The 22,913-nt window shown below is 38.3% G+C and carries 19 protein-coding genes; 7 read left to right on the top strand and 12 right to left on the bottom strand.

Annotation, left to right across the window (positions count from 1 at the left end; all coding sequences use genetic code 11):
* Nucleotides 1-578: 578 nt before the first annotated feature.
* Entirely contained in the window at nt 579-1,610 is a 1,032-nt protein-coding gene (locus AC13EX_RS04450; RefSeq protein ID WP_482891719.1) for a serine hydrolase domain-containing protein, read from the bottom strand.
* Between the two features lie 670 nt (nt 1,611-2,280).
* Here AC13EX_RS04450 and AC13EX_RS04455 point away from each other — a divergent pair.
* Both AC13EX_RS04455 and AC13EX_RS04460 read left to right on the top strand, forming a co-directional pair.
* Nucleotides 2,281-2,688 carry a hypothetical protein gene (locus tag AC13EX_RS04455; protein WP_048643294.1) on the top strand — a complete coding sequence of 136 codons (408 nt, stop codon included), beginning with the start codon at nt 2,281-2,283 and terminating at the stop codon, nt 2,686-2,688.
* On the top strand, nt 2,685-2,885 hold the full coding sequence (locus AC13EX_RS04460) for a helix-turn-helix transcriptional regulator (protein WP_048643293.1): 201 nt from the start codon (nt 2,685-2,687) through the stop codon (nt 2,883-2,885). Before AC13EX_RS04455 ends, AC13EX_RS04460 begins: the two co-directional genes overlap by 4 nt.
* 26 nt (nt 2,886-2,911) lie before the next feature.
* Here the strand turns inward: AC13EX_RS04460 and AC13EX_RS04465 are convergent, their stop codons facing one another.
* The 4 genes from AC13EX_RS04465 to AC13EX_RS04480 form a co-directional block, all read right to left on the bottom strand.
* Nucleotides 2,912-4,189, bottom strand: coding sequence for a polysaccharide pyruvyl transferase family protein (locus tag AC13EX_RS04465; protein WP_482891720.1), 1,278 nt, complete (start codon nt 4,187-4,189; stop codon nt 2,912-2,914).
* A gap of 211 nt (nt 4,190-4,400) precedes the next feature.
* On the bottom strand, nt 4,401-5,699 hold the full coding sequence (locus AC13EX_RS04470) for a TRAP transporter large permease (RefSeq protein WP_048643291.1): 1,299 nt from the start codon (nt 5,697-5,699) through the stop codon (nt 4,401-4,403).
* A 3-nt stretch (nt 5,700-5,702) separates the two neighbouring features.
* Complete coding sequence (locus AC13EX_RS04475) at nt 5,703-6,191, bottom strand: TRAP transporter small permease (RefSeq protein WP_048643290.1); 489 nt, start codon at nt 6,189-6,191, stop codon at nt 5,703-5,705.
* Between the two features lie 3 nt (nt 6,192-6,194).
* Complete coding sequence (locus AC13EX_RS04480) at nt 6,195-7,190, bottom strand: TRAP transporter substrate-binding protein (protein WP_048643289.1); 996 nt, start codon at nt 7,188-7,190, stop codon at nt 6,195-6,197.
* Nucleotides 7,191-7,600: 410 nt separating this feature from the next.
* On the opposite strand from AC13EX_RS04480, the gene AC13EX_RS04485 reads away from it, so the two are divergent.
* Genes AC13EX_RS04485 through AC13EX_RS04500 form a run of 4 tightly spaced genes read left to right on the top strand, consistent with a single transcriptional unit; the run spans nt 7,601 to nt 12,680 of the window.
* Nucleotides 7,601-9,247: a UxaA family hydrolase gene (locus AC13EX_RS04485; RefSeq protein WP_482891721.1), complete on the top strand. Its 1,647-nt coding sequence runs from the start codon at nt 7,601-7,603 to the stop codon at nt 9,245-9,247.
* A gap of 26 nt (nt 9,248-9,273) precedes the next feature.
* Entirely contained in the window at nt 9,274-10,089 is an 816-nt protein-coding gene (locus tag AC13EX_RS04490) for an SDR family oxidoreductase (RefSeq protein WP_482891722.1), read from the top strand.
* Nucleotides 10,086-11,282 (top strand): mannonate dehydratase, encoded by a 1,197-nt coding sequence (uxuA, locus tag AC13EX_RS04495; RefSeq protein WP_482891723.1) that lies wholly within the window; start codon nt 10,086-10,088, stop codon nt 11,280-11,282. The genes AC13EX_RS04490 and uxuA overlap by 4 nt, the downstream gene beginning before the upstream one ends.
* 39 nt (nt 11,283-11,321) lie before the next feature.
* A complete protein-coding gene (locus AC13EX_RS04500) occupies nt 11,322-12,680 on the top strand; it encodes a Gfo/Idh/MocA family protein (protein ID WP_048643286.1) in 1,359 nt (452 codons plus the stop codon).
* A 409-nt stretch (nt 12,681-13,089) separates the two neighbouring features.
* Here the strand turns inward: AC13EX_RS04500 and AC13EX_RS04505 are convergent, their stop codons facing one another.
* Nucleotides 13,090-14,475, bottom strand: a complete 1,386-nt coding sequence (locus AC13EX_RS04505) for an NAD-dependent epimerase/dehydratase family protein (protein ID WP_482891730.1) — start codon at nt 14,473-14,475, stop codon at nt 13,090-13,092.
* A 99-nt stretch (nt 14,476-14,574) separates the two neighbouring features.
* On the opposite strand from AC13EX_RS04505, the gene AC13EX_RS04510 reads away from it, so the two are divergent.
* Complete coding sequence (locus AC13EX_RS04510) at nt 14,575-17,856, top strand: amidohydrolase family protein (RefSeq protein WP_482891724.1); 3,282 nt, start codon at nt 14,575-14,577, stop codon at nt 17,854-17,856.
* Here AC13EX_RS04510 and AC13EX_RS04515 read toward each other — a convergent pair whose 3' ends face one another.
* The 6 genes from AC13EX_RS04515 to AC13EX_RS04540 form a co-directional block, all read right to left on the bottom strand.
* Nucleotides 17,857-18,609 carry an AAC(3) family N-acetyltransferase gene (locus tag AC13EX_RS04515; protein ID WP_482891725.1) on the bottom strand — a complete coding sequence of 251 codons (753 nt, stop codon included), beginning with the start codon at nt 18,607-18,609 and terminating at the stop codon, nt 17,857-17,859.
* 287 nt (nt 18,610-18,896) lie between these two features.
* On the bottom strand, nt 18,897-19,373 hold the full coding sequence (locus tag AC13EX_RS04520; protein ID WP_482891726.1) for a Dps family protein: 477 nt from the start codon (nt 19,371-19,373) through the stop codon (nt 18,897-18,899).
* Between the two features lie 20 nt (nt 19,374-19,393).
* Nucleotides 19,394-19,714, bottom strand: coding sequence for a rhodanese-like domain-containing protein (locus AC13EX_RS04525; protein ID WP_482891727.1), 321 nt, complete (start codon nt 19,712-19,714; stop codon nt 19,394-19,396).
* Nucleotides 19,715-19,718: 4 nt separating this feature from the next.
* On the bottom strand, nt 19,719-20,003 hold the full coding sequence (locus AC13EX_RS04530) for a rhodanese-like domain-containing protein (protein ID WP_339716886.1): 285 nt from the start codon (nt 20,001-20,003) through the stop codon (nt 19,719-19,721).
* A gap of 336 nt (nt 20,004-20,339) precedes the next feature.
* On the bottom strand, nt 20,340-20,912 hold the full coding sequence (locus AC13EX_RS04535; protein ID WP_482891728.1) for a hypothetical protein: 573 nt from the start codon (nt 20,910-20,912) through the stop codon (nt 20,340-20,342).
* A 195-nt stretch (nt 20,913-21,107) separates the two neighbouring features.
* On the bottom strand, nt 21,108-22,622 hold the full coding sequence (locus tag AC13EX_RS04540) for a nucleoside hydrolase-like domain-containing protein (protein WP_482891729.1): 1,515 nt from the start codon (nt 22,620-22,622) through the stop codon (nt 21,108-21,110).
* Nucleotides 22,623-22,913: the final 291 nt, after the last annotated feature.

Raw genomic sequence — 22,913 nt, forward strand, 5'->3', positions numbered from 1 at the left:
CGGAAAATTCTGATCTGCTAACCCCTGAGGATAACCATTCTTGATAAAGTTTACGCATATTGCTTTCTGTCTGTCTTTTCATGACACAAGTTTAGCAACAGATTAGCTTTTGCAAAAGATGTAGTTTGTCGGATGGATACATTTGTCTCTTGATTGTCATTTTTGATTATCGCCAACAATTGCATCTATACCTATTTGACCTCGGAGTTGAGTAATGGATAATGCCCCCTACCCCTTCGGATTATTATTATTTATCAAATTAAGTATTCCGGTCAAAGAATCTAAGGGAGTGACCACATTTTTATTGAAATTGGCAATTATAAGACTTTCCAGTTAGACCTGAATGGCTAGTATAAAGGTTTAGAAACCAAGCTGTATGGATAAAATAGCTTAATGGGACTGGTAGGTCTAAATCCAAAAGTCAAGCTTAAACCATCAGAAAAGTGGCCTTAATCACTGAAAGGAAAAACAATTCCCGACAAGATGGTCTGGCCCCTGAGCCTATGGTCCCTGAACCTGGGGTCCCTGAGTCTGGGGTCCCTGAGCCTGTCGAAGGGTCGAAGGGTCAGTAGGCTTGGTTATTGTACCTCGTTATTCTTTCTAATGATTTTTACAATTCGGTTAATTGTAATTTCCGATAAGTTCCATTCATAACCATTAAAATCTGTGGTATTAATAAATTGAACCACTATCGCATCTATATCTTTGTGGTATTCTGCAAGGCTTTGATAGCCAACTACCAAACCTCCATGATTGTATTCATAAGGATAGATTTCCTTTTCTCCTTCATCAAATACCGAACCATCGTTTAAGGCGCGTAAAAATGTACCCACATCTTTTGCTGTAGCCAACATCCCATAGTCACGGGCTTTAAAATCTTCCTCATACCCAACATAATATCCACTCATTACATCATCTAAATCGACTTCAGTAATCGAAAAAAAAGTGTTTTTCAGCTCAAGTGGAATCAATATTTTCTCTTTGATATACTGATTGTGGCTATACCCTAAAACATCATCCATAATCCTACGAAGCAATAAATAATTCGTGTTGGAATATTCATATCTTTCATTGGGTTTAAAACTAGCAGGTAGGTCTAGAGCAAAATCTAAAGCATTATTGCCATTTTCTTGTTCGTTTTCCCAATAGGCTGGATTATCGGTGAAATTTGGAATACCAGAACGGTGTTGAATCATCATCCTCAAGGTAATTTCTTCAGCATTTTCAATTCTACCAATAAGTTCTGGAAGATAATCAGCAAGTGTTTTATCAAAAGACAAACGCTTTTCTTTGACCAATTTAGTAGCTGCTACAGCAGTATATAACTTGCTAATACTTGCAATTTTAAACAATGAATTTGGGTCAGCTGGTATCTTATTTTCTCTATCTTCCCAACCACCTGTATAATGTTCCGGTGATTTCCCTGCTTGGTCCACATAAACAATCATGCCGTCAAAACCGTGCCCAATTGCTTCCTCTACTTGTTCTTGAATAGTATCAGGAAGAGGTAAAATCCAGGCTTTAACTAAAATCCATGGCACAAAAAACATGGAAATTGCCGTTCCCCCGAACAAAATGATTCTGATTATTAAGGTCTTCTTTTTAGTCATAAATTACATGAACGACAGTTTTTCCAATAAATCACACCAATTCTAGATAGGTCTATTTAGCCTCGGAATTTTGTATGTATTGACAATGCTACCAAGCACTTAGGCTAATAATTTATCAAATTAAGTATTTCGGAAAAAAAATCTAAGGGATAGACCACATTTTTATTGAAAATGGCAATAATCCGACTTTCCAGGTAGATCTGCTTGACTTGTTGAAAGGTTTTGAAGCAAAACAGCAAGGATCAAATAGCTTAATGGAAAAAGTAAGTTAAAATAATAAAACCGCCTAGAGCTTACGCCAAAACCATCAGAGGAGTGGCCAAAACCATAATCCCGAAATATGCAATAGACAATCTATTACGTGCTGAAATCGCTTCAAAATACCCAATCGTTGCTGTTTCAATTTCACCATAGCGGTGCTATGCTAAAATCTCCAAACAGCCTGATTTTCTTGCGATTGCAACACTTCCCGTAAACACAGGAAATCCTATTACATAATCTGGGTTAAAGATCAAATGAGCTCCTATTCCTACTTTTTGAATTATTGGGAAAGATACTTTTTAGAAAAATCTTTAGGCTTTCAATGAATAAAAAAAATGTAAAGTTTGTTTTACATTTTGAAAATTAACCTTACCTTTATGTAAAGTTTACTTTACATAAATTTAATACCATGGAAATTCAAAACTGGAAAAAACAACGTAAAAAAATTACAAGAAATTTAGGAATATGGACTTCACTATGGGTCATGACTGTTGCTTTTGTTACTTTTGGACCTCAGTTTTTGTGGGAAGGGAATAAACTATTCACTTGGCTGGGGGTATTGGTTAACCTACTATTCGCAGTTGGTTTGGTTTTGGCTAATATTCGCTTTCTCAAATCTCTAGACGAACTTGAAAAGCAAATTCAACTGGAAGCCATGGGAATTGCACTAAGTGTTGGTGTATTTGGGGGCTTAGCTTATAGTCTTTTGGATATCACTAACTTAATCTCTACTGATGCTGAAATTTCCTTTTTGGTAATAGCAATTAGCCTTAGCTATTTGGCTGCCATAGCAATTGGAAAAAAGCGTTACCAATGAAAAACAATTTAAAAGTACTCCGTGCTGAAAAAAACTGGACCCAAGCAGATCTAGCAGATAGCCTGGCTGTATCCAGGCAAACCATCAATGCAATAGAAAAAGGTAAGTTTGACCCAAGTCTGCCTCTTGCGTTTAAGATCGCCAAATTGTTTGGGAGCTCAATCGAAGAAATATTTGAAGATGAAAGTGAGGAGTAATTCTATTAAACTCCTCACTTTCATCTTCAAATTGTAACCAATTTAATTTTTTCTGAGGAAGTTTTGTAAATATTGGCTACTTTTTTCATCGCTTTCCCCAACTTTCGTTCAGCTTTATTGTAGTTTTCCCAGTTTTCCATCAAAGTATCGGCAATTTGCTTCCCCTCCGTTTCTTCTATTTCAAATACCCAATCTGCCAATCCCAGGTCATAGTACATCTGACCTTTGATGGTGTCTTCAGGTTGCCTTAAATAAAACATGGGTGTCCCATTTGCTGCCGCTATTATCGGAGAATGACATTCAAAACTCAGCACGGAATGAGCCCTAGAATAAATCGATGCCGCTTCATCCGGAAGCCAATAATCCCGCTTGATAACCTTGCTTTTCACATCCTCTGGAAGGGGATTAACCAACAATTCATCCATAATATCTACCTGATAAGTCATCTCAGGACAAATCAATACTTTGTTTCCTGTTTTCCTCACCCACTCTATCATGGCCACCCTCATCTTTGCATGATCTACTTCTTTGTATTTGGCATTGGTTTCTTCTACTTCTTGAATTTTCTCAGCCGACCAGCTAACTTTTTTGATTTTATGGTAAGGGGTATACCTTAGCCTAGGTATAACACATATAAATTTCTTCTCCTCTAATTCATGGGTTTCCAAAAACGAAATGGCTTTGTCCTCATCCAATAAATCAAAGAAAAAAGTGGCATCAGGAGCAAAAGAAACACTTTTTCCCGTGATCCCATGGTCTTTTAACACCTTTAATGAAGCCGTTTCTCTTGTGAAAATAAAAGAGGAAGTATCCAGTACTTTTTTTAATTCTGGAGTAATGGATTGAATCGTGGTGCCAAAAATTCCAAAAGGCTTATCGGTATATTTTATCCAGGCCTCAAGGTTGTCCTGCCCTACCACGTATGGGCCAGAACCATGGACCAAGATATCTGCATTTTTAATGGCAGACATTACTTCTTCATTCTCCACGCTACTATCTTGTGCCACTGAGCCGTAGATGATTTTCACATCTGGATAGTTCTTATAAAGAAGTTGCTTTACTTTCTCTCCTTTAGATTTTTTCCAAAGGATGATTTTATATTCTGGAAGGAAGGTCTTCAATATATGGATCAATCCTGGCGTATGTGCAATATCACCAATATTCACATCTTGCCAGCCAGACACCAGCAATATGGTCTTGGTCGAATTTGAAGAACTATTATTTGCAATCGCACCGGTAATGGATGCCACTAGCATTCCTGTTGACAGGTAACTAATTCTTTTCAATACATTTCTTCTTTCCATAATCCTTCCTAATTCTCTTTATTAAGGCTACTAAAATGGATTTATTTCAGGTAAAATAAAACTATTACCCAAGTTATTTAATGTTTCAATTTTGGCCTAGAGCAAAACCATCGTCTTCACCATTGGCGAATTACGAGCCATTGTCCCTATAGGTAAAAAAAAAACTCCTCAACCGAAGGCTGAGGAGTTGAATTTATAAAGTGTCTAATTATTATAAACCAAAAACAGATGGCAACCATAGTGTAAGCTCTGGAATCAATGTGATCAGAAGCAAACCTAATAACATCGCCAAGAAAAAGGGAAGTAAGGGAAAGAATACCTTTGCAATGGTAGTCTTGGCCACTCCCACCCCAACGAATAAAACAGAGCCAACCGGAGGAGTACATACCCCAATACATAAGTTCAATACCATCATGATACCAAAGTGGATAGGATCTATTCCTAAAGTCACCACTGCTGGAAGAAAAATAGGTGTGAAAATCAATACTGCTGGTGTCATGTCCATAAATGTACCAACGAACAATAAGATTAGGTTAATCATAATTAATATCACGAACTTATTGTCACTCATAGTCAGTAAAGCAGAACTAATTGACTGAGGAATATTCTCGCTGGACATTGCCCAAGACATACTCATTGAAGTAGCGATCAACAACATTACAATTGCAGTTGTTTCAGAGCTTTTCAATAAAATGGAGGGAAGGTTTTTTATTTTTATTTCCCCATAAATAAAGGACAATACCAAGGTATAGACAACAGCTATTGCCGATGCCTCAGTAGCGGTAAATACACCAACTACTATCCCTCCAATTACAACAACCAAAAGCATCAAACTAGGAAATGCGGCTAGAAATTTAGTACCAAGTTCTTTGGCACTTGTAGGTTCACCGGGCTTTAGGTTGTGCTTTTTGATAAATATAGCTGCGGTGATCATCAAGAATAAACCAATCAATAAGCCTGGAATATATCCAGCAATAAATAGCGCAGCAATGGATACGCCCCCACTAGCCAAAGAATAAACGATCAAAACATTGGATGGAGGGATAATCAAACCAGTTGTAGAAGCAGTGATATTCACCGCAGCTCCCAATTCTCTTGGGTAACCTTCTTTTTCCATTCTTGGACCTAAAATCCCACCAATGGCAGAAGCTGCCGCTGCTGCTGAACCTGCTATGGCTCCAAAGAGCATGGCGGCAATTACATTTACGTACAACAATCCACCAGGAAGTTTTCCTGTCATGGCTTTTGCCAAATCAATTAACCTATTGGCAATGCCACCTTTATTCATTATCTCTCCTGCCAATATAAAAAATGGAATGGCCAATAAGGCAAAACTGTCTAGCCCCACTCCCATCCTTTGGGCAATAGTAGTGGCAGAAGGTACGGAGGCGATGGTAACTGTAAGTGTAAGAAAACTAGAAAAACCCAATGCCCAGGCCACTGGAACCCCAATCCCCATTAGAATAATAAAACTAACAATCAGTATAAGTATGCTTAAATATTCTTCCATGATTTAAATATTTTGGGAGTCTTTATTGTTCATTAAATTTTTAAGATCTGCCAATTGGTAAAAAAGCACCAGTAGACCTGAAAAAGGGATCATCATATAAACATAAGCCAGCGGCAATTGCAAAGTCGCTGATTTTTGTTCCAGAATGAAGGTGATGTAAACCAAGTTTGCCCCTCCCATTATCATCACAGGAATAACAAATAGTATGATGACAATATTAATAATTATTAATAATCTTCTTTTTGCTTCTCCTACCAACTTGGTTGGTAAAATATCTATGGCAAGGTGATTACCTTGTCCGGCCACATAGGCAGCACCTAACATACCTAACCACACTAATAAATACCTTGAAAGTTCATCCGTAAATGAACTCGGAGACTGGAGCACATACCTGGAAAAAACCTGCCAAGTAACATTAAGAACCATCACAGCCATAATGACCATCAGCATGATCCCTACAATTTTATCTAATTTTGATTTAAGACTGACCATTGCTTAATATTTTCTAATTTCTTGAACCAACTTATACATTTCCGGATCTGATTCTTTCATAAGTTCATAAACCTTTTCCGCCTCTTTTCTAAATGGCTCCTTATCTGGATAAAGTACCTCTACGCCAGCTTCCTCCAAAATTTTCATCGATTCAGCTACAGATTCTTCCCATAATTTGTATTGGTAAACGGCTGACTCATCAGCAGCTTCTTGAAGCCAGGTTCTTTCTTCCTCAGAAAGCAAGTCCCAAACCTTGGTACTTACAATCATCATATCAGGAATCGCAGTATGTTCATTTAAAGAGTAGTATTTACACACTTCATAGTGACGAGAAGTAACAAAACTTGGGGGATTGTTCTCAGCGCCATCCACTATACCTTGTTGCAATGCCGTATAAAGTTCCCCAAAGGAAACTGGGGTAGGTGAACCTCCAAAACTCTGCACCATATTAACTGCAGTTGGACTTTCCATTACCCGGATTTTGAGTCCCTCTATATCTGAGGGCACCATTACGGGCTTGTCCTTGGTATAAAAACTACGTTTGCCACCATCATAAAAACACAAACCTTTAAGCCAGTATTTCTCACCAGCAGCCAAAAGTTGTTTACCTATAGGTCCTTCAAGTACCTTAGCCTGCTGCTCATCATCGCGAAATAAATAAGGCTGACCTAATATTTTAATTTCCGGTGCAAATCCCTCCATTGCTGCAGTGGATACTTTGGTCATCGCCAAACTACCAATTTGTAGCAGTTCCACAAGCTCCCGCTCGGTACCTAATTGTTGGTTGGGATACACCTGAACAATCATTTTACCATTAGATTTTTCTTCAGCCTTTTCGGCTAAATACAGCATGGCAGCATGTACTGGATGGCTTGTATCCAATCCATGGCCAAGTTTTAATATCCTTACTCCTCCTGGTTTGGAGCAGCTCACCAAAATAGCCGCAAGAAACAGCATACTTAGGTAGTTCGGAAAATTCGTCTTTTTAAATTTCAACATATGAATTGCAATATTATTTGGGTTTCTATTACTCGTTTACTTCTTAAAATTATATCAATTAAGTTTTATTTCAATAATTCAATCACATTATATCATTGCTTTACTATTTCACTGAACTTGCAAAATTGAAAAACTTGGAAGAATAAGTACTGACTAATAATGATTTAACTGTACTATTTTAGGTAGTATTCCTTATTCATATAATACTTAGAGCAAGATACAATTAGCCCACAATTCAGGACTTGTTATTGCACTTGTTTTTTTCATCCATCAATAGAATGGATTTGGAAAACTGACAATAAACCATCAAAATTAATGGGGATTTAAAAAAAAAGAAGCCCTTAGCCTCTTTTCTTTTAATTTATTTATAAATTGTGCAATCGATTGCTCAAGATAATCAAATAATTGAAATGGTGCATAAAGTTTTACGAATTCATCCCGACGACAACGTTTTGGTTGCGTTAACGGACCTTAAAAAGGGCGAAATTATCAAATTTGAAAATAATGAAATTACTTTAAAAAGTAGTGTTAATGCCAAGCATAAATTCACCATTTCTGATTTAAATCAGGGGGATAAAGTGTATATGTATGGTATAATTGTAGGCAAGGCATTGTCTCCCATACCATCAGGTGATGTCATCACGACAAGTAACCTTGCTCATCAGACAGCTACCTACACTGGCCAAAGAAAGGCGTTTAAGTGGAATGCTCCTGATGTAAGCAAATGGAAAAACAGGACATTTGATGGTTTTCATCGACCAGATGGACAGGTTGGAACTGCCAATTATTGGCTGGTAGTGCCTTTGGTATTTTGCGAAAACCGAAACATAGAAATCATGAAGCAGGCTTTTGTAGAAGAGCTGGGTTTTGCTAAGCCCAACCCCTACAAATCTTTCGTGAAACAAATGAAGCAGCTTTACCTTAACGGAGACAAGGAAGGTCTTCAGCAAGTGGGTGTGGAAACCCTGGAACAGGCTGGAGAAGAAAAGTTATTTAAAAATTTAGACGGTATAAAATTCCTTACCCATAATGGAGGCTGTGGTGGCACCAGACAAGATTCTGAGGCCCTTTGTGCTTTGATCGCTGGGTACATCAACAACCCAAATGTGGCGGGTGCGACAATTTTAAGTCTGGGTTGTCAAAATGCACAACCTGCGATTTTAAAAGAAAAATTAGCCAATATCAACCCGGATCTCAAAAAACCGGTGATCATTTTAGAACAGCAGGAAGAGGGCACCGAACCTCAGCTACTCACTAAAGCCATACAATCTACATTCTTGGCAATGACAGAGGCAGATCAATTGGTAAGGGAGCCAGCACCATTGAGCCAATTGACCATAGGACTGGAATGTGGTGGATCTGATGGTTTCTCGGGAATTTCTGCTAATCCTTCTTTAGGACAGGTATCTGATATTCTAGCAGCCTTGGAAGGAAAAACCATCCTTTCTGAATTTCCAGAATTATGTGGTGTAGAACAGGAACTGATCAATAGGTGTACTACGGATGAAAATGCAGCAAAATTCGTAAAGTTAATGCGTGCCTATTCAGCATCTGCAGAAGCAGTAGGCTCAGGTTTTGACATGAATCCAAGTCCTGGGAACATAAAAGATGGTTTGATCACAGATGCGATAAAATCTGCTGGAGCAGCCAAAAAAGGTGGCACCTCTCCTATTGAAGATATCCTTGATTATACTGAAATTGTAACTAAACCTGGACTTAGCTTATTGTGCTCCCCAGGAAATGATGTAGAAAGCACCACTGCAATGGCAGGTTCTGGAGCCAATATCATATTATTTACCACAGGTTTAGGAACCCCTACAGGAAATCCTATTACCCCTGTCATCAAAGTATCTTCCAATCATAAACTTTCCGAGAGGATGTCTGACATCATAGATGTAGATACTGGTGGAATTATTTCAGGTGAAAAAACCATTCCTGAAATGGGCGATGAATTAATGGAACATATTATACAAGTGGCTAGTGGTAAGATAAAAGCAAAAGCTGTATTGTTGAATCAAGACGATTTCATACCTTGGAAACGAGGAGTTTCACTTTAAAATAAATAAAAACCATAATACATACAATGTCTCAATTATTTTCAGTAAAAAACAAAGTCATCATAATTAGTGGTGGAACTGGTGTTTTAGGCAAAGCAATAGCTAAACACCTAGCATTGGAAGGTGCACAGATGATAATCCTTGGAAGAAATGAGGAAAAGGTAAGTGCGCTCGTGAATGAAATTAAGGATGACGGCGGTTATGCCTATCCTGCTGTGGCAGATGTTACCAACGAAAAAGAACTAACCTTAGTCAAAGAGAATCTGGAGAAGGAATTTGAGCAGGTAGATGTCCTAATCAATGCAGCAGGAGGAAACATGCCTGGAGCTACAGTGATGCCAGATCAATTGGTTACAGACCTATCATCTGAGGCGGTAAAAACGATTATGGACCTCAATTATATGGGGACTTTCTTACCTATAAAAACCTTTTTGCCATTATTCACCAAAATCAAAAAAGCTTCCATCATCAATATTTCTTCAATGGCAGCTAGCAGGCCTATGACCCGAGTGATGGGATATGCTTCAGCTAAAGCTGCTATTGACAACATGACCAAATGGATGGCTGTGGAATTTGCGAAAAAATACGGCGCGGAAATGCGAGTAAATGCAGTAGCCCCTGGCTTTTTCCTAACCGCTCAAAATGAAGCTTTACTTACAAATAAGGATGGTAGTCTCACACAACGTGGCAATCAAATCATCGACCACACACCAATGGCCAGATTTGGCAATCCTGAGGAGCTTTTCGGTGCCGTGCAATGGCTCAGCAGCGAGGCTTCAAAGTTCGTAACAGGTACAATTACAGAAATAGATGGAGGATTTAGCGCTTTTTCAGGAGTATGAGTAATAACAAACAACCTATATACATGGAACAGACCATGCGTTGGTATGGTCCAAATGATCCCGTACAGTTGTCAGACATCCTTCAATCAGGAGCTACTGGCATAGTCACTGCCTTGCATCAAATACCTAATGGTCAGGTCTGGCCTAGGGAAGCAATCAGGGAGAGAAAAGAAATTATTGAAGCAGCAGGCCTGACTTGGTCCGTAGTTGAGAGTGTGCCTGTACATGAAAACATTAAAACCCGATCTGGGAATTTTGAAGAATGCATTAAAAATTATCAGGAAAGTATTAGAAACCTGGCTTTAGAAGGTATCACTACTGTTTGTTATAATTTTATGCCCATACTGGATTGGACAAGGACCAACCTTGCTTACCCTATGGCCAATGGAGCGAAAGCACTTCGCTTTGAAATGAAGGCTATTGCTGCTTTTGACTTATTTATTCTTCAACGCCCAGGTGCTGCTGCTGATTACAGTGAAAGCATGAAACAAAAGGCTAAGGCTCATTTTGATACTTTGTCTGAAGAGGATAAAAACCAATTGGTCAATAACATTATAGCTGGTTTACCAGGTGCTGAAGAAGGTTATTCTGTAGAGGATTTTCAAAAGGCTTTGGATACCTTCAAAGGAATCGATGCAAAGAAACTAGGCGAAAACCTTAATTTATTTCTTGATGCAATCGTTCCAGTAGCTGAAGAAAACAAAGTATCAGTATGTATCCACCCGGATGATCCTCCATTCCCTATTTTCGGTCTGCCTAGAGTAGTTAGTACAGCTAAGGACTATGACCGAATTTTGGAAAACAACAATAGTCCTTATAATGGATTTACGTTTTGCACAGGTTCTTTAGGCATCAGGGCTGACAATGACCTTCCTGCTATGGTAGAAAAATATGGTGAGCACATTCATTTTATTCACCTGAGAAGCACTCAGAGGGATGAAGAAGGTAATTTCTACGAAGCCAACCACATGGAAGGTGATGTTCCAATGGCTGATGTCGTTGAAGAAATAGTGAAATTGCAACAGAAAATTGGTAAATCACTTCCAATGCGTCCGGATCATGGACACCAAATGTTAGATGATTTAGGAAAAATCACCAACCCTGGTTATTCTGCCATAGGAAGACTAAAGGGCCTTGCTGAACTCAGAGGATTGGAAATTGGTATCGCCAGAAGCATATTGAAAAAAGATTAGAAGTTAATAACAATACATTCAACAAACCTGAGAATATTTATGAATAAATCTAATGATAGCAGGAGGGATTTTATTAAAAAATCCGCTTTAGCAACCATGGGTATTTCTTCTTTAGGAGCTGTAGGGTTTTCTGCCAAAAGCTACGGAAATATCATTGGAGCAAATGACAGAATCAACTTAGCAATCGCTGGCTTAGGAAGACGATTAGGAGCATATTATGAGCCAGTAAAATTAAAATCAAGCAATATAAACCTTATGTACCTTTGCGATGTAATGCCATCACAAAGAGAAAGGGCTGCAATAAATTTTGCTAAACACATAGATTATAAACCAAAACTTGAAAACAGTATACTAAAAGTTTTGGAAGACAAAGAAGTTGATGCTTTGATCAATGCAACCCCAGATCACTGGCATGCGCCAGGTACTTGGCTTGCACTAGAGGCGGGTAAAAATGTCTATGTAGAAAAACCTTGTAGCCATAACCCTTATGAGGGAGAACTTTTAGTTGCTTACCAAAAGCATTACAATAAAGTGGTGCAAATGGGTAACCAGCAGCGTTCCTCTCCTGAAAGTATCCAAATCATTAAGGAGATACATGAAGGTGTGATAGGAAATGTTTACAAAGCAACTGCCTTTTACAATTCAGCAAGAGGTGAAGTGCCTAACCAAAAGAAGGCTACACCGCCTAATGGATTGGATTGGGATTTATTTCAAGGACCTGCACCTAGAAGAGAATATACAGAAGAAACCTGGAACTATAACTGGCATTGGTATGGCTGGGATCATGGAACAGCTGAGGCTGGAAACAATGGAACTCATGAAATAGATGTTGCCAGATGGGCACTTCAGGTAGATTTTCCTGAAAAAGTTTCTGTAGATTCAGGAAAGTACCATTGGCCAAATGATGGTTGGACCATGTACGATACTATGGATGCCGTTTTTAAATTTTCCGGCAATAGAACCATTCAGTGGGACTGTAAAAGCCGAAATGGTCACAATACTTATGGCCCAGGAAGAGGAACCATTGTCTATGGAACTGACGGTTCTGCCTATATTGACAGAGGTGGTTACAAGCTATTTGATAGAAATGGTAAGGTGGTTAAAACCAGTGAATCTACTAGCAACGAAGCTGGCACTGCACTTGGAGGCGGAGGCGATATGTCCACTCTTCATGTTGTTAACTTCTTTGAGGCTATCCGAGGAAAGGCTGAACAAAAAAGCCCTATAGACGAAGGTGCTAAAAGTGTATTGCTTTGCCACTTGGCAAACATCGCTTCAAGAACTGGAGAAGTGTTGACTTGTGATTCTTCAAATGGACACATTACCAACAGTAAGAAAGGAAAAGCCCTTTGGAAAAGAGAATATGAAAAAGGATGGGAGCCTAAGTTAAAAGCTTAAGCATCTATTATTATGTAAATACTATTATCATTAAATCCCCGGATATATTTCGGGGATTTTTTTTGGTTAATTTCTGGAGTACGATGACTAGAAATTATCCTTTGATAATTTAACCCGGATTATGTAATAGGATTCGTAATGAGTGTTGCAATCGCAAGAAAATCAGACTGTTTGGAGATTTTAGTATAACACCGCTATGGTGAAATTGAAAACAGCAACAAAGTGGTTGATTTTAAAGCGATTTCAGCACGTAATAGAATGTCTATAGCATATTTCGGGTTTAAAACACAATACCTTAAACATCTTCTTAAAAGGGATAATCTTCATTTGGTAAAAGTTGACCCATATTTACTTCGATCCATCATTCGGAATTCTTTTTTAATATTCAATTTATATGTCTTTTCCTCTTTCAAATGGTATTTAGGTATTTTCCATACCTGTTCATTACCCAAAGATGCAAACGTGCCTGGGTGTTAACATAAAAAAACCAAGGGATTTTGGGAACAAATTCATGGATGGCGGTAATGATATATTTACCTTCTAGCACCTCTCTAAATTCCAGCCAACCATAGTTTGATCGACTCACCAACCAGCCACCTGAAATGTAAAAAAGTTGTCTTTTTTTGTTGCTTCTGTCTTTAACCCAAGACAACTGAAGCATGGGTACCTTTATAAAAGAAATATAAAAACTTATTATTTTATCCTCGTCTTCCTTGGCAATGATTATGGATTTAAAAAACATGGGTAACCAAACCTTGTATCGATTGGCTGCCCAATAGGCATTTTTTCCCAGAGTATTTGGTAAACGCTGAATACTTCTCACCGTATTTTTTTGCTTTTCAGCCGGTTTGAAGGATGGTAATTCAGGTTCTTCTACCGTTTCAAGTGCTATTTTAACCGCCTCTTCATAACCTTGATAATCAATGTGCACAGCATCAAAAGCCAAGTCATCAGAAACTGTCATGGTATGCTTCAGACTTTCCACTAGAGGAGACACGAGCTGAGAAGGGCTTTCACCAAAATACCCTACCCACAACTTAGAAAGCCCCGGGGAGAAAAAGGGAACTGAAAACACCCACCTCTTCTTTCCCATGACCATGGAGGTTTTAACAAGCATTTCCTTATAACTCATCACTTCAGGACTGCCTATTTCTATGGCTTTGTCATAAACTTCCTCATTGCCTAAACATGCATCTATGATGGTAAGGGTATCATCTAGAGAGATGGGTTGAGTTTTAGATTCAGTCCATTTTGGGCAGATCAGTACAGGTAATTTTTTAACCAGATTCTTGATCATGTCAAAGGAAGATCCTCCAGGCCCTACGATTATACTAGCTCTTAAGGCAGTTAGGGCAGCCGTTCCTGTAGATAAGGTTCGTTCTACTTCCAATCGACTTTTCAAATGTTGAGACCATTCCTCTTCGGGTTCACCCTTAGGCAAAATACCCCCCAGATAAATAATCTGCTTTACTCCATTACTAGTTGCTGCTCTAGAAAAATTATCCGCTAAGAGCAAGTCTGTATCTTCGAAACTACCCTGATTGAGCCTAGTAGATGCATTCATAGAGTGCACCAAATAGATGGCATAGTCAACTCCTTTGAGGGCCTCAGTGGTGGAAGAAATGGAATACAACTCTACTTGCCTCCATTCAATTTTTGGTTCAGGATTCTCATTAACCTCCCTCCTGCTCAGACCTATAAAATGATACTGGTCTTTAAACCTGTCCATAAACCATTTACCTATGTACCCTGTTGCACCTGCGATGGCAACTACCTTTTTTTTACCTTGATTCATCATAATACAAACAAGTCCTAGACCAAATTGTTAGCACTTCTTTAAGTTATTCATTTTATTGCCTATATCTTTGTTTAGGTAAGTAAAAAATCAATCATTATGCGTAAGTTTTTAATAGTTTGGTTAGCAGGATTATTTCTGCTATCACCTTTATTAGCTCAAGAGGAAACAGATTGGAATGTTTCCAAACCAAATGGCGATTGGGAATTTGATCAAATTAATTTCACAACGGATGAAGGGACTTGGATGAATGTAGACGTCAGTCCTGATGGAAATACCATCGTATTTGATATGCTGGGCGATATCTATTCCATCCCTGTAAAAGGCGGAAAAGCAAAGCCTTTAAGGACTGGAATGTCCTTCGATGTCCAACCGCGATTCAGTCCAGATGGTCAATGGATTTCCTTTACCTCAGATGCAGGTGGTGGAGACAATATATGGGTAATGAAGACGGATGGATCGGAGCCAAAACAAATCACTAAGGAATCCTTTCGTTTACTCAATAACGCTGAATGGATGCCCGATGGCAATTTCCTGATCGCAAGAAAGCATTTTTCTTCTGGCAGGTCTCTTGGTGCTGGAGAAATGTGGCAATACCACATCACCGGAGGAGATGGCTTACAGCTAACCAAAAGAAAAAATGACCAACAGGATGTAAATGAACCTTCCGTTTCACCTGACGGTAAATACCTTTACTATAGCGAAGACATGTCTCCTGGAGGTTCCTTTCAATACAATAGAGATCCCAATGGTCAAATTTATGTCATCAAAAGGTACGATTTCAAGACAGGAGAAATAAAAACTATTACTGGTGGTCCAGGTGGAGCTGCCAGACCACAGGTCTCCCCTGATGGGAATAAACTTGCTTTTATCAAAAGAGTGAGGACCAAGACAGTATTGTATATCCAGGATCTGGAAACTGGTGAAGAATGGCCTGTCTATGATCAACTAAACAAAGATCAACAAACAGCATGGGCTATATTCGGTGTTTACCCTGGCTTTTCTTGGATGCCATCGGGGGATGAATTGGTTATTTGGGCTAAAGGCAAATTGAAGAAAATCAATATCGCCAACCTTAACCAAAATGACATTCCATTTTCTGTGGATGTAAACATGCCATTGGCAAAACGAGTACATTTTGAACACCAAATAGAGCGAGAATCATTTACGGCTAAAATGATCCGGGACATAAGCACTTCCCCTGATGGTAAATCTATTGTATTTAGGGCTTTAGGTTATGTATGGACAAAAGAGATGCCCAATGGCAAACCTAAAAGACTAACATCGGGTGTGGATTTCGAAGCGGAGCCTTCCTTTTCTCCAGATGGTAAAAAGATTGTCTTTGTCACTTGGAATGATCTAAATAAAGGCACAATAGCAGAAATTGAGCTAAAAAGTAAGAAGATTACCACTATAACAAGTGAAAAGGGAATCTACAGACATCCTGTTTATTCACCAGATGGTAAAAGTCTGGCCTATAGAAAAGAAGGTGGAAACCTGGACCAAGGCAGAACTTTCACCAAAAACCCTGGAATATATTTACTTAATCTTGAATCAAAAGAAAGTAAGTTTTTAACGGCTTCGGGAGATTATCCCTTGTTTACCAAAAATGAAGAAAGACTCTTTTTTCAAACTGGAGGGAAGTTTTTTGGCAACCTGACCAAAAGTCTTAAATCCATAGATTTGAATGGAAAGGATGAGCGGACGCATATCGAGTCAAAATATGCCAATAGGCTGGTTCCTAGTCCTGATAATGAATGGGTAGCTTTTATACATTTGCATAAGGCTTATGTAGCACCTCTTGTCCTTAATGGACAAACCATCAATCTTGATGACAAAAGTAAATCAGTACCTGTTGCAACCCTTGACAAGGACGCCGGGTTATACCTTCACTGGTCTAAAGACAGCCAAACTGTTCATTGGACTTTGGGCGATCAGTATTACAGCAAAAAACTCAAGGATAAGTTTTCTTTCCTTGGAGAAAGGGCTGAAGAAGAAAATGAGCTAAGAGAAAAAGGTATTGCTATAGGTCTAACGGCTAAAGTCGATCAACCCAAAGGTACCATTGCTTTTACCGGAGCCAGGATTATCACCATGGAGGGAGACGAGGTTATTGAAAATGGAACAATAGTAATTGAAGGTTCAAATATTCTAGCTGTTGGGGAAAACGGTAAAGTAAGTATACCAAAAAAGGCCATGGTCTATGACATGAAAGGTAAGACCATAATGCCTGGAATGGTGGATGCTCATGCCCATATCGGTGCATTTAGAGATGGACTTACTGTTCAGCAAAACTGGCAATTGTACGCCAACCTAGCCTTTGGAGTCACCACTTCCCATGATCCATCTGCCAATAGCGAAACGGTATTCACCTTATCTGAAATGATTAAGAACGGCAGTTTGGTAGGTCCACGGATTTTCAGTACAGGCTTTATTTTATACGGTGCAGATGGGGATTTTAAGGCTGTGATTAATAAATTGGAGGATGCTAAATCTTCTTTACGACGAACCAAAGTACTTGGGGCAACTTCCGTTAAATCCTACAATCAGCCTAGAAGAGACCAACGCCAACAAGTACTACAAGCAGCCAGAGAACTTGGGGTGAATGTAGTGCCAGAAGGAGGTTCTACTTTTTTCCACAACATGTCCATGGTGCAGGATGGCCACACAGGAATCGAACATAACATCCCTATAGCCCCGGTTTACAATGATGTTCTCGAATTATGGGCTCAATCAAAGGTTGGCTACACCCCTACCCTTATAGTCAATTACGGAGGGCTCAATGGTGAAAACTATTGGTACCAAAAGACCAATGTATGGGAAAATGAAAAACTTCTACGTTTTACGCCTAGAGGGGTAATTGACGCCAGGTCCAGACATAGAACCATGGCACCGGATGAGGAATATGAAAATGGACATATCCTTACAGCCAAGCAGGTAAATGCCCTAGCCGATAGAGGAGTAAAAATAAACTTAGGAGCACATGGTCAATTGCAGGGATTAGGTGCTCATTGGGAGCTATGGAGTTTTGTTCAGGGAGGAATGTCCAATCATGATGCGCTAAAAGTAGCGACTATAAATGGTGCAAAGTACATAGGAATGGACAAGGAAATAGGCTCCTTAAAAGAAGGGAAATTGGCCGACCTTATCATTATGGATAAAAACCCATTGGAAGACATTAAAAACTCAAATTCTATCACCCACACCATGATCAATGGTAGGTTATATAATTCAGCTACTATGGACGAAATTGGAAATGAGCCTAAAACAAGAAAGCCATTTTATTGGGAAAATAATCTCTTTAACGAGGCTTTTCCATGGCATGAAAGCATACAAACCTACATGCACAGTGGTTGTGGTTGCCATGCTACTGAACAATAATCAGTTTGCCCTATCGACAAAGTAAAAAGGATCTTGTTTTAAATACAGGATCCCTTTCTCCCATATAGCCAAAGATTCCATAACCACACTCTTCGCTTCCAATACTTTACCTATTCGATAATCTCTTGGTTCAAGGACATTAAATAAACGATCATAACGTTGATCAAACCCTTTAAAACCATGCCTTTGGTAGGTTTTAACCAAAGTTTCACCATTTGATAGTTGAAGTTCATGGTCTATTTTTTCTCCAAACAAATAGGGTGGAATGAATTTTTCTTCCACCGCATGCATGGAAGTATTGGGTCTAGTCCCACACCCCAAAAACATTACCTTTCCCTTCACTAAAGGCAATTTTGCAAAGGGAGAGTAAGGGCCACAAGGTGTCTCGTCTTTTAAATGATCATTTAAAAGAAAATCAGCTTTCCCTCCAATTCCGCACACCGAATGTGTGGGATGAATACTCCTTTTCACACCAGGATAAGTCCTGAAAAACTCTGTTAACCCACCCACACATGAGGGTGTATTTTGTTCGTTAAAAATCGGCTGATTTTTATTAATTGTTTGGTAGGATAAACTTGGCATTAAAAGTGTCCCCTCACTCCCCAAAAAGGCTATAATAACTTTGACAATTGTCTCGGCACGGTTGGGGAATCTACCCAAAGCGTTAAGCGATGAATGAATTAATAAATGATCTCCTTTTCGTATCCCTAATCGGTATAGATCTGATTGTAAACGCGTAGAAATTTTTTCCATAAAAGTTGATTAAAATCAAACCCAAAATAGGCAAAAGACCTACTACAATAGGATAAATCACTTTTCAAGTCAAGCCTAAGGATGAAAATTTCCAATGCTCAAATTAAAATATAAAAGACGCAAGAATCCATGGCCAAGTCCAAGACAATCCTAGTTGTAAAACGGAGAAAACAAAATGAAAATTGTCATTTTAGGAGAAAATTCACCAAAAAAACATAAAAAAATGTAAGCTCTCCTATTTATAATTTAACTTTTTAAAACAGGAAAGCTTACAACTAATTTCATCGCTATTTATTTAGGAAAGAAGAGTACATCCACACCAGCTTTTCCTGTTCACGGATATAATCACTCATTAAGGCATTGGTACCTTCATCATCTGCTTCAGCAGATAAGGCCAGCAATTCTCTTTGTTCCAATATGATTGTTTCTAATGCCTCAAGAATGGATTGTACACCCTCTTTTCCATTGGATACATTTTTCAAGGATTTAATTTTAGCAGCACCTTTATAATCATCAAATGTGTGTAATGGTGTTGCTCCCAAAGTCAAGATCCTTTCTGCAACATCATCTACTTTCATCAGTAAATCGTTATAAAGTTCTTCAAACTTCAAATGCAACTCAAAAAACTTATCTCCTTTAATGTTCCAATGCAAGCCTCTTGTGTTTTGATAAAACATCATATAATTTGCAAGTAAATTGTTTAAACCTTCAGCTAACGATTTACTTTTAGCAGTGTCGAGTCCGATTTGATTGGTTGTTTTCATTTTGGTCTATATTTTAAAATTTATTGATGAATTTTATTTTGCAAACTGTTCCAAGCTCCACCATTGTGAACAACATTGTAACCTTTTGATTTTAATATTCTTTTGGCAGAAGCACTTCTCATTCCACTAGCGCAACAGGTTATAATAGGCTTGTTTTTGTCTTTGAGCCTACCCAGATTACTACTTAACGTATCTACAGGTATATTGGTCGATCCTTTTATGTGTCCACCTTGATATTCACCTTTGCTGCGGACGTCTAAAATAATTGCACCTTGCTTTATAAGTTGATCGTAATCTACCTTTGGTCCAAAACCGAAGATTTGTTTGAGTGTATTTAACATTGGATTATACAGTTTGGGTTTGATAAAAATTAACTTCCAACCAAGAACCACCATTATAGCATTCAATTCCATAATGCGTTAAATATTGGGTGGCTTGTCCACTTCTTCCCCCACTTGCGCAGCACAAAACCAAAGGTTGTTTCAAGGATTTCAGCTCCTTTTTCCTGCTTTCCAACTCTTGTAATGGTATATTGATAGAACCTTCTGCATTGCCACCACTGAATTCCATTGGGGTTCTGACATCAACAATAGTACCTTTTTTTTCCTTAATTATTTTTTTTAAATCCATTTTAATTCAAGTTTAAATTTCCTTTTCAAACAGGGACAATAACACGATCACACCTTATTATCAATCTGATAACCAACAGCATGTAATTTTTCCTCTCCAAATTTTATTGCTATTACCTTCAATTATGGTTTGCTCAGTAACAGCAATAAACTGTTTGATGATTTATAATGTAAAGATGTCAAAATGTATCCGCCTGTTCAGGTACTTTTGTTACATAAGGAAAATTTAATTTTTGCTCAATTGAGTATTGGCTCCTTCTTTTCAAAGTTTAAATTTGGTTAAACCTGGGATTCTATGCGCTGTTTCCCCTTCTATATACATCAACAAGACTCCTTCCTATTTTGCCCTTATTTTTTTTCTGGAAATAGCTTGAAAGCCTAATATCAACAACATTATTATAATAGTAATAAAAAATACACTTGTAGAAATAGACTTAATAACGGAAAAAACACTAGTCATATTTACCGAAAATTCACTTAGGTCAGGATAACTTTTCAACATTGAAATAATCCCAAAATTCTCTAGATAATCTGCTATTCCAGCAAGTAGAGGCAGTAGACATAGAAAAATATAAGGAAAATGTAGTTTGTTAAGTTTGTTGAGGAAGTAAGCAATAACTAAGCAATAGGAAATCCCGAAAAGAAATGGATAAAGCATATCTACAGGCAATTGCAGGGTTAGATAAGTGCTGCGTCCCTCTTCTCCAAGATTATTAAATAATTTATTTACATAAGCCCAATCGTATCCCATAGGCCTCATGTCCAATAAATCCATGCCATTGGAAAAGTCCATTGTACGGGGAATCGTAACGACAAGCATTAGGATATAAACAATATTGGCCAGTATAAAAAGGCCTAAAACTTTTTTCCCTATCAAATTTTTTTCTAGAATTTCAGTCAGGGTTTTCAATTGTTTTGAGATCTATTTTCAAATACAACGGCCTTAACAGATACTATCTTTAGGCCTTTAACTGAAGGTAATTTATTAAATAAATTTTATTAAACCTGAATTTATATCCTATGTAAATGGATAGCTATTGGCATCGCTACCTATTCTAAATCTAAAAAACAACAATGCTCCCTTTGTATTTTTCACCAGAAAGCCCTAAGGTTGCACCTCTATAATAAGGCGACGGTAAGCGTATAAATTGGGAGTTCCATGGTCATGAATTTCTAAAATAAGGTGAATATTCTTACCAACAGCATCCGAAGGAATTAGCACTTTAGCAGAGGAAGATTTACTGTTCTGAATAATTATCGATCCATCATAGGAACTAGGTTCATCATAAAAGGACCAGTTATAGTTCAATTCACCTCCATCGGGATCGCTAGAACCCTTCGCATTTAATTCAATGGTTGATCCTGCCTTAGCAGAACTTTTTAATACTTTAAGTGATTTATCTCCATTTAGCACTGCCTTTGGATGATGGTTTGCCTCCTCATATTTACTTGTTATACTCCAGTCCATGCGTGCCGCAAAGTCATTATTATAGCCATTGCTCCATTTTTTTATTGCTTTGGCCTTTTCCGGAGTATTGCCATACATATAATAGGGATCAAACAATAGTTCTGCATCTTCTTTTATTTTCTTCACTTCGGACATGCTTCTGATACCTTCCTGCTTCGCAAAACTAAAGCGACCACCCCAGCCTCCCTGATCAATTTGCTCAGGATCATTTAAGCCATTGGGATAAACATGCATAAAGGCAGGCGAGTCCCCTTCTGTTGCCCATTGGCGATCAGGATATTTAGCACCAAGAGGCCCATGATTTTGGATGTGATTGTCTAAATATTCATCTGAAGGAGCCCAGCCATATACTCCTGTAGCACGGATGTAGAATACTTGTGGGAAATTTTTCGCAATCCAAGCACCGGAATCGTCCTGACCCAAAATATCAAACAATCTTAGTTTATTAAGAAAAATATTGAAGGCTTCAGGAGAACGCGTTTCGCGCACTTTCCAGATGGCTTGTGCTGCCGTATTCATTCCTCCCCAACCCATGACCCAAATTGGTCGTGGGTCATCCTTGTCGGCGGCATTTATGATAAGTTCAGAACCAGGACTGTCCTTACCTAAGCCTACATCAGACATCCCATAACCCAATTGTCCCATGATTGAAATGGATTTCAGGTATTCAGGACTTGGGAATCCTTCGGCATGAACGGTAAGGTTATCGTAAACCTCAGCATAAGCATTGACAATTTGGTCCAGCATATCTGTATTACTTTGGGTTTTCCTCCAACAACCCGTAGAAACAATCAAGCCTTCAATATCAAATTCATTGGCACTAACCAATTGCCTCACCAAGGATTGTTTGTCATCTGGATCAGCCCCTAAATCAGTAGTATTAATGACCCTAGGTTTATACTTTGCTTTCTCTTCTAAAAGGTTGACTGACTCATTGGATTGCTTGAGATTTTTTTCGCCAGTAATTTTAGCATGCTTATCCAACTTTGTTCTGATAAGATAACCGTCTTCTTGATGAAATGTATTTTTACTATGTGAAAAACTTACCATGACAATGCCCAATACGCCTATAGTAAGTGTACACAGCATGGTAATAATTTTCCTTTTATGAGAAGAATGGTTAGTGCCAATTTTGTTTTTCAACTGAGCCATATATTTTCTTTTAACCTTTATATTAATAATTAATTAAGAGTTTAGGCAACAAACAAGTTTAGGATAGTCTATTTCACATAACCTAAGCAATATCTTTCCTTTTAACCCGAAATATGCAATACACAATCTATTACGTGCTGAAATCGCCTCAAAATCAGCCACTTCGTTGCTGTTTTCAATTTCACCATAGCGGTGCTATGCTAAAATCTCCAAACAGCCTGATTTTCTTGCAATTGCAACACTTCCCGTAATCAAGGGACAGGCTTCACCCCTGACTATTGTCAGGACGGA

The sequence above is a fragment of the Cyclobacterium sp. L-R genome, from assembly GCF_056859355.1.

Excerpts from the sequence above, each read along its gene's own strand:
- AC13EX_RS04500 (WP_048643286.1), top strand. The coding sequence starts at position 11,322 with ATGAATAAATCTAATGATAGCAGGAGGGATTTTATTAAAAAATCCGCT.
- AC13EX_RS04510 (WP_482891724.1), top strand. The coding sequence starts at position 14,575 with ATGCGTAAGTTTTTAATAGTTTGGTTAGCAGGATTATTTCTGCTATCA.
- AC13EX_RS04475 (WP_048643290.1), bottom strand. The coding sequence starts at position 6,191 with ATGGTCAGTCTTAAATCAAAATTAGATAAAATTGTAGGGATCATGCTG.
- AC13EX_RS04480 (WP_048643289.1), bottom strand. The coding sequence starts at position 7,190 with ATGTTGAAATTTAAAAAGACGAATTTTCCGAACTACCTAAGTATGCTG.
- AC13EX_RS04520 (WP_482891726.1), bottom strand. The coding sequence starts at position 19,373 with ATGAAAACAACCAATCAAATCGGACTCGACACTGCTAAAAGTAAATCG.
- AC13EX_RS04465 (WP_482891720.1), bottom strand. The coding sequence starts at position 4,189 with ATGGAAAGAAGAAATGTATTGAAAAGAATTAGTTACCTGTCAACAGGA.
- AC13EX_RS04530 (WP_339716886.1), bottom strand. The coding sequence starts at position 20,003 with ATGGATTTAAAAAAAATAATTAAGGAAAAAAAAGGTACTATTGTTGAT.
- AC13EX_RS04485 (WP_482891721.1), top strand. The coding sequence starts at position 7,601 with ATGGTGCATAAAGTTTTACGAATTCATCCCGACGACAACGTTTTGGTT.
- AC13EX_RS04515 (WP_482891725.1), bottom strand. The coding sequence starts at position 18,609 with ATGGAAAAAATTTCTACGCGTTTACAATCAGATCTATACCGATTAGGG.
- AC13EX_RS04525 (WP_482891727.1), bottom strand. The coding sequence starts at position 19,714 with ATGTTAAATACACTCAAACAAATCTTCGGTTTTGGACCAAAGGTAGAT.
- AC13EX_RS04470 (WP_048643291.1), bottom strand. The coding sequence starts at position 5,699 with ATGGAAGAATATTTAAGCATACTTATACTGATTGTTAGTTTTATTATT.
- AC13EX_RS04450 (WP_482891719.1), bottom strand. The coding sequence starts at position 1,610 with ATGACTAAAAAGAAGACCTTAATAATCAGAATCATTTTGTTCGGGGGA.
- AC13EX_RS04455 (WP_048643294.1), top strand. The coding sequence starts at position 2,281 with ATGGAAATTCAAAACTGGAAAAAACAACGTAAAAAAATTACAAGAAAT.
- AC13EX_RS04460 (WP_048643293.1), top strand. The coding sequence starts at position 2,685 with ATGAAAAACAATTTAAAAGTACTCCGTGCTGAAAAAAACTGGACCCAA.
- uxuA (WP_482891723.1), top strand. The coding sequence starts at position 10,086 with ATGAGTAATAACAAACAACCTATATACATGGAACAGACCATGCGTTGG.
- AC13EX_RS04540 (WP_482891729.1), bottom strand. The coding sequence starts at position 22,622 with ATGGCTCAGTTGAAAAACAAAATTGGCACTAACCATTCTTCTCATAAA.
- AC13EX_RS04490 (WP_482891722.1), top strand. The coding sequence starts at position 9,274 with ATGTCTCAATTATTTTCAGTAAAAAACAAAGTCATCATAATTAGTGGT.
- AC13EX_RS04505 (WP_482891730.1), bottom strand. The coding sequence starts at position 14,475 with ATGAATCAAGGTAAAAAAAAGGTAGTTGCCATCGCAGGTGCAACAGGG.